This window comes from Vibrio owensii CAIM 1854 = LMG 25443 (assembly GCF_000817815.1).
Classification (GTDB): Bacteria; Pseudomonadota; Gammaproteobacteria; order Enterobacterales; family Vibrionaceae; genus Vibrio; species Vibrio owensii.
In genome coordinates this window covers 1-10,942 of record NZ_JPRD01000064.1, presented here as the reverse complement: position 1 = coordinate 10,942, position 10,942 = coordinate 1, and the positions used below count along the sequence as shown (strand labels likewise).

Annotated in this window: 3 protein-coding genes; 1 reads left to right on the top strand and 2 read right to left on the bottom strand. The window is 43.0% G+C overall.

The annotated features are described in order from the left end of the window. Window positions 1-338: 338 nt before the first annotated feature. Entirely contained in the window at window positions 339-1,283 is a 945-nt protein-coding gene (ylqF, locus tag H735_RS26300) for a ribosome biogenesis GTPase YlqF (protein ID WP_009704187.1), read from the bottom strand. A gap of 321 nt (window positions 1,284-1,604) precedes the next feature. Beyond that, complete coding sequence (locus tag H735_RS26295) at window positions 1,605-2,591, bottom strand: peptidoglycan DD-metalloendopeptidase family protein (RefSeq protein WP_027726865.1); 987 nt, start codon at window positions 2,589-2,591, stop codon at window positions 1,605-1,607. A 291-nt stretch (window positions 2,592-2,882) separates the two neighbouring features. On the opposite strand from H735_RS26295, the gene H735_RS26290 reads away from it, so the two are divergent. Then, window positions 2,883-10,942, top strand: an 8,060-nt coding sequence (locus H735_RS26290) for an Ig-like domain-containing protein (protein WP_042980639.1), incomplete at its 3' end; no start/stop codon positions are given.

Genomic DNA, 10,942 nt, shown 5'->3' with positions numbered 1-10,942 from the left:
TCATTAGCCAAGTTGCATAAGTTTGCGTGCGCCTGCAAACTCGGCATTTAAGGGTTGGGTGAGCTTTGTAACTCCTTACCATTCGGGGGTCTAACTAAGATCGCGCTTAAAAAATAACCGTTAAAACACATAATTAATATTTATGAATTTGTTCGATTTTTCCTACAAAATTTAACTGGAGGGCAAATTGTTAGGGGATGAAGGTAGCGCTACGTTTAGTGGTTTTCATTCCATAAATAATGAGAAAAGCGTCGCTCTTTTGCACTGCAATGAAAAAAATTTAAGCATAAAAAAAGGCACGTGTATCACGTGCCTTTGGAAGGAAGTTAAGAGGGGGATTATCGCTTGTTACGAAGGTAACGCTTACGACGTTCTTCTTTGCGTTTTGCTTTTTCTTCTTCTTTACGAGCGGTTTCAATCTCTACTTCAATCAATTCTTGAGTGATCATCTCAGGCAGTTCAAGAGTGATTTGTCCCAATGTGCCCTGGCGAAGTTCATGAAGAAGGATCTCAGATACTTTGTGAAGGTCTACTCGTCCGCCAGCACGTAATGCACCGCGGCGACGGCCGATCTCTTCCATCATCTCGATATCCGATTGTGGCAGTTCGTCGATTTGGTAGCGCTCTTTTAGCTTTTCAGGGTAGTGAGCCGCTAGGTATTCCACCGTGTAGAACGCGACTTCATCGTATTCCATTGCAGTGTCCTTTACCGCGCCGGTTGCAGCAAGACGGAAGCCACTGTGTGGGTTTTCTACTTTTGGCCATAGAATCCCCGGAGTGTCAGAAAGAACGATACCATTTTGAAGGTTAATACGTTGCTGACGACGTGTAACCGCTGGTTGGTTACCCGTCACTGCGATAGTGCGGCCCGCCAACGCATTGATAATGGTGGATTTACCAACGTTTGGAATACCCATGATCATGGTACGAATGTTCTTGCCAATTTCTTCACGATGCGGGGCAAGTTTACGTACCAACTCCATAATTTTTAGGACTTCAGCCTGTTGAGAGGTGGTAATAGCAATCGCTTTTACGTTGTGCTCTTTCTCGAAGTGGTCAATCCAAACTTGAGTTAACTCTGGGTCCGCAAGATCACGTTTGTTAAGCACTTTTACTACTGGCTTATCGCCCTTGAGCTCCGCGATCATAGGGTTTTCACTACTAAAAGGGATACGAGCATCAAGCACTTCAATAATGACATCTATTTGAGGGATCGCTTCTGCAATCTCTTTTTGTGCTTTATGCATGTGGCCCGGGAACCACTGGATAGAGTTGTTAACCATTTGAAAAATCGCCTTATTGTTTCATGGTTATGCTGGTGGGCTACTTAGCTTAGTTACATCACTTATGGGGATGTTGAGGGAGTGGGGTAATCATCACCACTCGTTACCACTGCAGCGAGTCATGTGAGGATCTTAACACTTTATTGAGAGAGCGGAAATGTTAGAGCAGACTGACAGAGAGATATTTAGGGGCTTAAGCCCTGTTTTAGCGGCAATTCGGTTACTTTCGAGTCGAAGGGTGTTCTCTTTCAAGCGTAACCAGCTCATTGTGACGCAGAAAACTACGCCGCAATGAGCTGAATAAGGAAAAACAAGAGGGCGTTAAGAGGCGGAGTCGAGTAGTTCGTTGATCAGTTCTGCGCGCTCAGTTCTTGCAGCTAACATCATTTGCATGTTCACCGGTGGAGCAGGGGTAGTGCGGATGTAACGAGCGTAATCAACAGGCACACCATCCACAATTAATTCTAAATGCAGGTGAGGGCCTGTTGTTCTTCCAGTATTACCAGTTCGGCCGATGGTTTGTCCTTTCGTTACGTGGTCACCCACGCGAACATCGCTACGAGACAGGTGTAAGTAACGAGACATAGAACCGTTGGTGTGGCGGATATTAATGTAATTACCGGCAAAACGATTGTAGCGTGACTTCACGACGACACCATCTGCAATACTCTGTATTGGTGTTCCAATTGGGACGGCGTAATCAGTACCTAAGTGTGGTGCAATTAAACCTGTTACTGGATGTTTTCGCTTCAAATTAAAACCAGAGCTAACTTTGTACTTTTTCGCTAGTGGAAATGAATAATATGGCTTTCGAATTAACTTATTGCCATATTCATCGTAAGCGTTGTTGTCGCCATCGTTAATAACAAAGAAGTCTCTTTTACTACCGGAATAGTAAAAAGAACTGATGTATTTTTCATTATAACTATTGGTTCGGGTTTTTATTGAGAACTTGTCGCCTTTTCTTACTGAACCAATAATGTCGAATTCATTTTCGATTAATTTTATCAAAGATTTTATCTCTCGCTGAGATAATCCTGCATTAATCAAAGAAGTCACGAAAGAGTAATCGATCACGCCTGTGGTGATCTTGGTTCGCTGAAAGTACGTCTCGTAGATGTGTTCGATGTTACTGTGGATTATTTTATTAGAAACAACAGTTTGAGGCTTTTTGGTGGCTACGCTTGGTTGCTCTTCAGGAGTAAGTAGATGATGAGTAAAAGACACGCCGGCAATGATGACGAATGCAATGAGCACAAGAGGTAGAGCAATGTTTTGTGTATGTTGTCTTAATATTAAACTTGTCATTAAATCGAAATTATGCTTAAAGGCGAAAAATTGAGGGGAGTATAATATTTAAAATAAAATCTTACACGCCGTTATAGCCAATTCCTGTGTTTTTACTAATTAAATAACGATAGATGTGAAGTAGCGCTGCTAAAGAGGTTTAAAACTACCTATTTTCTTAGCGTTTATGTTTGATTTTATGGTTATTTTGTCACGTTGAGAAAATCCTAGACAATAATATAATCGCGGCAAAATATACTCTGCCAAATTACTATGTTCACTAAAAATACGCTAAAACCAACGTTAGGTCTCATGGCTGCTTCACTTTTATTGAGTGCATGTGGCGGTGGGGATGGTGGTGACAATACACCGCCAGCTAGGAATACAGGAAGCATCTCAGGTAACGTTTTTGACGCTCCGGTCAATGGCGCCAAGATCGAGGTGTTTGAATACAAGGATGGAAAAGTCGGCAGATTGCTTGCAAGCACGACTTCTGATGCCTTTGGTGATTACAAGCTTGAATTCGAATCCTCTTCGATGCCTTTGTATGTCGTCGCGCAGCAAGGTAGCTACACCGATCCTCTCACAAAAGAAATTGTGTCATCGAGTGCGGGCAAGACTTTGCGCCTAGAAGGGGTAGTGAATTTTAGTGAAGGTAGTGATCAGAAATTAATGCTCACACCGCTGACTAATATCGTTTCTGGTTTAGCTAAGTATAAGATTTCTGGCGGCGAATCTGGCTCAGATGCGGTCTCTGAAGCCTTAGATAGTATCAATGGGATGTACGGGTTCAATGTCAATGAAACCACTCCGATTGACATAACGAAAGGTGGTCAAAGTAGCTTTGCCACTCCTGGTCACCAATACGGAGCTTTGCTAACAGCATACTCTTCATTTTCTTATGACCTTATTGAAAAATACGGTCAGTCTGAAGATAACGTCTATACCTCAATGCATTTTGCTGACATTCAATTTCGTGATGTCATCGCTGATGGTCTTCTAGACGGCTTAGAAATCAGTGACTCGACAGGTGCAGTGACGCCGCTTACGTTTGGTCAGCAGAGAATTACCAGCGACGTTTACACTCAAGATCTTTCTCAACACGTATTGATTGTAGTGAACGACCCAGAGCTTAACATCTCAGGTACGGATGCTGATGATTACGTTGCTTTTAGTCAAAAAATTAATGATTTGGGAAGCCATGGTACGACCGATGGTGTTATTCCACCACGCGATGAAACCGAAATCGATACAACACCACCAACCGTAACGCGCACCGATGGTGATGTATTAGCAAGAACAGATAGCGTAGATATCAGACTTAATGACGATATCGGTGTTCAATCTGTTTCTGCTTATGTGCAATACCAATTACATGGTGCTTGGTCAGGCGAATTCAAATGTAACGACCAACAGACTTCTGGCAGTGAGTTTTGTTCGGTAGACGCAAGCGGATTTGAAGTTGGTGTCCGTGAAACAAACATCAAAGTAAGTGTCGATACAAAAGCCATTGATGCCGTTGAGGTTGACTCAGAAACCGGCCTTTCTAATGTGACTGCTGCTCGTTTGGTGTTTTACACGGCAGATGTTTTAGGCAATGAACTTGTTCCTGGTAGCAATTCAGGCCATTACGTAAATTTCGAGTGGGATAATGATGCACCGGTCATCTCTGTTACTTCTGCAAGCGCTATCAACAACGAACTTCAAGAGTACGTATTAAAAGGCATAGTAAAAGAAGCGTCTCAAGACATTAAGTCTGTCAGCGTTTCATTTAAAAGCGGTCTCCCAGAAGATGTGGCTTGTACTCCTGTAACGGCAGAGTCGGGCAGTGCTTGTGAATTTAGTAAAGCCTATTCGACGGACGAATTCTTATCTACGACTACGTTCGATGTTAAGGCTACTGATACCAAAGACAACGTCGGTGAATACCAGCATGCAGTAAGCCGTGACGATCAAGCGCCTGCTCAGATCATTACGTACCCTGAAGGGACATCGATGAACTACGTTAATGTGACCGTCGATGGAGAAAGGTCTACGTACGAAGGGGTTTACACGCAAGATACTTATACATCAGACAATGTTCAGTCGAGTAGAGACTACTTGAAGATCGATTATGTCTATGCTGCTTCTGGCTTGAAATCAATTGATGGCGTTGATTTCGCGAACTTTAACGTTAACCTGTTAAAACAGAATAAGATCCCTTACGTACGAGTTCGAGTTTCTGATGTGAACTCCGATACGGTTTTAGGCTCAAGTGCTGACAAACTTAAACTAGTCGTGAAGTACTACGTAAGCCAAAACAACGACAACAACTACGCATTTCAAAACACAACACAAACCGTAGCATCGACGGACACTATCACCGCGAGTATCCCTCACGAAACTATTTTAGATAGCGAAGGCAGAGTCGATGAAGTTATTTACTACGTTCCTTTCGTAAAAGAGGTACTTGGTGATGGTTTTAAAAACGTTTCAGAAAACGCCAGTCAGAAACTGGTGATTCAAACCATCGACGAGTCCGACAATGAAAGTGCGACCCAAGAAGTTTACTTCCGAAGCAGTTTTGACCTACCTACGATGACGGTTGTGACCCCTTTCATTGGTGCACGTGTGCAATTAGAAGGTTTGAACCCAAATGGTGAATTCACCTCTCTAGCAAGTTGTACCACCATTCAGCAGCCAGAAAGTGATCAAACTAGCGCGCTTGATGTGGCTTCGTGTGAGACCACGACTGACGTTGTCAATTATGAATTCATGCGAGTACGTTTAATTGGTGTAGAAGGGACAGACCCTCACTACTACCAATGGAAGGACGATGCAGGCGCCAAAGCGAGCGTTAATCTAAACAATGCCAATATCGGCGCATATTTTGAACTTGACGGTTCGAATACGTATTACGTGACCGAGCTTGCCACTTACCAGACAGGTTTGTTCGATTATCGTTGGAATCAGGTAGAAGCCGGTGACAAAACGTCAGAACGCGCCTCACAAATTTTGACAGAAGTGAAATACGCTTTAGCGGGCGGTAACGAATCGTTCTTTGGATTCGATCCAACCGTAACGGCTTACGCTACAAACGAGATGCTGAAGGAGCCAATTCCTAGCGATCTATCTAACGATTATCTGCATCGTTTTCTTGTTGAAGCAATTGATGACTTAGCTCAGGACACACCTCGTAATAACTCTTCTGATTTCGCCTCCGCTATTTATGACGATCTTAGCTACGATGGTAAAGCAAACGGAATTGGCGCTGGTGGGAATCAAATCAAATTGGATGATTACGAGTTCGACTCTGATACCTACCGCAAAGACCTTGCTCAGTCTTACTACGATATCATGACTGAAAAATACGGCATCCCAGATAATATTGCTCAACTTTATGCCGATGATATTTCTACGGCTAATCCTAAACTTGGCGAAGACAATATCTTTGATAGTGGTGGCGGTAGTATTGATATTTATCCTCCGAAACAAACACTAACAATAGAGACTGGCCGCGAAACCATGGTTGGCAACAAGCGCTATGTCGCGGGTGAAGTGGTATCTAGAGTAGTGTTAGAAGATCCATCTGGGGTTGTAGAGGAAGGTGACCAAGCCCCGAAATTCCAAAGTATGTGGTATGCCATGGATGACCCAAATACTGCTATTCCATTGGAACTTAAACCACAAGAATCTGGCGATAGTAATAAATTTAGAAAAGAGTACTTCTTTACCCTGAATACAGAATCAACAGATCTCACCGATATCATCGAGTTTGCACTAGAGACAACGGCATTCGATACCAAAGGTAATGGATATACTGAGGCCGAGCCTCTTGTAGAGCGTTTGTATGTAGATAATGACTATCCGGAGGCGAGTTACATCCCTCCTATAGGTCCAGATAAAAACCCTATAGGGGAAGATGTTTATCTGAGTATTAAAAATAACATCCACGATCTAACTTTTGAGTTGAAAGATGTGGTTGGTGACAAACTCGAGAAACGTAGTTTACTTTTCTATAAGACATCTGGCGAAAGATACCCAGTTTCATATGATCAGTTTTATACCAACCAAAGCGATCGGTTTGTCGTACGCCTATGCAGTCAGGAAGATTGCTCGACTCAAGGAACAACAATTAACCCAGGTGATGGTGACTGGTTAACGGTAGTTAGCGCCGAAGATAACTTGGGGAATGCGGTGTCAGATGCCGACAATGGAGCGTCAAGGTTTCGTATTTATATCGACTCTGAGCCACCGGTTGTTAATGATGCGGAAATTTCAGAGCGATTGGGTGGCAACGATGTTTGGACTCCGGTGATCGATTGGGGTGATCTTAGTCAAGGTAGCAATGTAAAAGTCGAACTAAGGAAAGGCTCAGGTCAGTCCCAAACGTTAGAAGCTTGCGATCCTGAAACAAGCGTTTGTGATCAACCATACCTCATTGGCGAGCAGCCGGATGTTAAAGTTCAATTGGTTGCTGAAGCCTTTAATTATGATTCCAAAAATGAATTTTACGTAACGGCAACGGATAAAGCCTATCCAGCAAACGAGAGTAGGAAGGGGACGTTCAGCTTTCAAGTTGATAATAAGGGACCAGTAGTTCTACTCTCTACCCCTTGGATTGAAGACGCTTTGAATAAAGAAAACACCGTAGTAGGACGTAAGTTCAATGTGCTTTTTGAATCAGTGACAGATGATTCTGGTATTGAAGAAATATCCTTGTTCCAGGTAGATAACCCTACAGTGTTAAAAACGTTTAAGCCTGCCGACCCAAGTCAAAAATTCGAAATGCCTCTTGTAGATGCTGACACTGACAAAATTGACCTGAGGGAAGGAGAAGGAAATCGCATCAGTCTCTATGTTAAAGCAAAAGATGTTCATGGTTTTGAAAGTCAATCGAATACAAATAGCGTAATTTTTGACAACAAAGGCCCAGAATTTAGCTTGATGGGGCACGATGTTAATAGTTACTACAATAGTGATTATGTCTTTGAGCTGAGAGCTACAGATTTAGGCCCGAATGGTAACGTTTCTACTGAGGGGGTAGATCGAGAAAACTTAGAGTACTGGATATTTGAGGATGTTGAACCAGCACCGGGTACTCCGGGAACGAAAATAGTTAATGCTGACGCTCTTAAAATCCCTTTAGGTGGGCAAAGTGATGGTGAGCATACGATTAGAGTTAAAGGTTCAGATACTCGTGGTAACTCATCAACAAAAGACTTTTTGGTTAACGTGAGCAGTAAGCGTCCCCAATTAGATCTCACGATTGCTTATACAGATAGTGGCGACTTAATTGAACGAGTTATATATGAAGAAGGTGACATCAAGCTAACTTTAAAAGTAACCGATGTGAGTGGTGTTAAAGAAATTAAATCTACATATAAATACTCGGGTGAAAGTAAAGCGACAGACTTTCAGTTTTATAAAGTCGACGGTTCAGAGGACACTTGGGAAGCTACATTAACCCAGTCTCAACTAAGTACAGATGGGAACTATGAACTGAGTATTAGTGTTGAAAATAATGTCCAACATAACGGTGCTCCATTAATTACCGACATTAACCGCACGTTAAGCGTCCAGCGTAATGGTGTCGCACTTGAAATTGCAGAGCCTAATCATGATTTTCAGAACTATGTTTCTGACGGCGTGCTGGACGTCACATTCAAAACACTAAGTGAAGTTAAAGCAAAAAGCATAGAGTGTTGGGTTCGTAAGGAACACAATGGCAACGATGCCCCTACTAGTGGAGAAAAGCCTACTTCTGGCGTGAAGAATATTTCTTCGGGGCAAGAGCCTAGTTGTAGCGTTGACTCGGAAAATATTTCGTATTCACCTGCTGTTTTGATTGTCCAAACTACGGGCACGAATGGAGCGGAAGCCGTTCAGAAGTTTGACTTTAAAATGATGGATGCAGATGTTCCAGCTCCCGTTTACCCTGAATCCGACACTTACCAGTTTAAGGGCGGTGAGGTGACCTATGACTTAGATGATCCAACTAAATACCTTGCATTTGACCTTATATTTAAAGATGAGCTGTCAGGAGTAAATATTACTGACAACACGGATTTCCCTAAGTTAATTAGAATGGCTGGATCTATTCCGTTTAGTGCTGAGAGTTGTGTTTTGAATGCCAAGGGTGAAGCTGTTTGCCGATACAAAGAAAAGTATGCCGATATCATTCAAAAGACGGCGGTTACTCATGCCTATAAAATTTCTAACATTACTGATAATGCAGGCAACTTAGCAGCAGAGCATGAGTTTGAATTTTTATTACCAACTGAAAAGCCGGTAGTTGAAATTACAAGCCCTGAACGTAGTGATGTATTAAATGGTAAAATCCTCGATGTAGACTTTAGAGTTAAGCTTGCCGAATACTCGGACATAGAAAACGTAAGTGTTACTTTTGGTAGCCTGTCATACGACTTAAAAAATAACGCTGATAACTTCAGAAACTTCACCACCTGTAGTGATGATGACACGTATCGCTGTTCAACATTTCATAGTGACGAGTTGGATGCGGGTCTAGAAAATAAAGCGTTATCAATCGAGGTTCTGGTCACTGACGTTTGGGAAAACCGAGGGTTAGATTTAGTTGAAGATATTCGATTTGATAATACTGCTCCTGTCATTGGAGATGCGATCACGGTTACTGAGCAAGCAGATGACAAAGTTAGGTTCACTTTTGTCGAGATGAAAGATGACGTCAGTGGTTTAGCGAGGGTTAAGTACACTGTTCGAGCGCTTGGCTTTGAAGAAGAAAAAACGGAAAACATGACTTATTTCGAGTTATCCAAAGATCAGCTCTTAGGTCGTGATCAGATAACGGTTGAGGTAATCGCGACTGATGCGGTGGATAACCAAAGTAGTGAAGACAAGGTTATCGATTTGAGTAAGCCTGCCGTTGCTCTTTCTTTCGATCACATGACTAGCTTGCTGGGAGGCAAGCTAGCATTCACTAAAGAAAGTCAATCGTTCACGATTACGTCTACAGAGGGGGAGCATGTCAAGGCAACTCATTATTCCATTGATATGGTTCCAACTACCGGAGACCCGCTTAACTTCAACGGCAATATTGTGTCGTCAAGCGCGACTGGTACCATGGATTTTGCAATTGATGACCAAGCTGAATACATATACAAAGTGACAGTCACTGACTCAATGGGACGTGCTATTAAAGACTTTACGCTTTTTAATAATACTTATAATGCCGAGGGTATCGCATCAGTTGTTGATTATGAAGACCCTGAAGTGTCGATTGTCGATACCACGCAGGATGACAAAGCGACAGATGATGGCAAATATCAGTTGGATGTAACTGCTCAGGTAACAGACAAAAACTTAAGTTCAGTAACATCAACAGCTGACAACGGCTCAGGTCTAGCAGTAGGGCCACAGTCAATCACGGAGCCTACCAACGATGGCGAACCTTATGTGTTTCACTACTTATTATCGCCAGGAAATTACACGATAAAAGTAATCGCGAATGATGCTGTCGGCAATCAAAAGGATGGACAGACAATTTACGAAGTGGTGGCAGCGACAGTCCCTGAGCTAACAATATCGACGACTGCAAGCACACCTTTGGCTGGTGGCGTCGAAGTCCCGCTTACGTTTACGTTTACAGAAGAAGTCACAGAATTTGATATTTCAGACGTAAAGTTAGATGAGAATAATGGCGGTGAGTTAAAACCTTTATCTTGGAGTACCACTGACAACATAACTTGGACAGTCAGATACATAACACCAGAAAGAGAAAATATAGACATAACCATACGGGTCGATGATGGAAGCTACAAGAGCATCAACAATATCCCCGGAAAAGGGGATAGTTTGATTCTGGGGGTAGAAGGTGTGTTACCTACGCTTACTAAAGTAACGTTTGATCCACTGCATCAAGAAATTGGAAAGGCAGTAGACGTTAAGCTTGAGTTTGACAAAGAGTTACAAGAAGCAACGGCAACATTAGGTGCGAATAATGTTACTTCGCTAACGGCTGATCCTGCTGATAAGAAAGTTTGGACCGGAACCGTTAATGTCCCAGACGTACCAGAACTCGGTGTTGACCTAGTGGTGAGTCAATATAAAGACCTAGTAGGTAATGTGGGTGAGGATAATACGTCATATACATTGCCAATCACGCCAATCTTGGCGATCACGCCAGTAGGCAATGTGGATGGCACGAATGCGGCCTCATTGCAGATTGCGGGGACGTCAACTCGCTTTGATGGCCAAACGGTGAACGTAGAAATCAAAGCGCAAGGCAGTGAAACGCCTATCGTGAGCAGCAATGCCACGGTGCAAAGCGGCGGGGCTTGGACGAGCAACGCGATGGACATCAGTGGTGAGCCAAATGGCACCTACAACGTGGTGGTGACGGGGACCAACGCATC

Excerpts from the sequence above, each read along its gene's own strand:
- ylqF (WP_009704187.1), bottom strand. The coding sequence starts at position 1,283 with ATGGTTAACAACTCTATCCAGTGGTTCCCGGGCCACATGCATAAAGCA.
- H735_RS26295 (WP_027726865.1), bottom strand. The coding sequence starts at position 2,591 with ATGACAAGTTTAATATTAAGACAACATACACAAAACATTGCTCTACCT.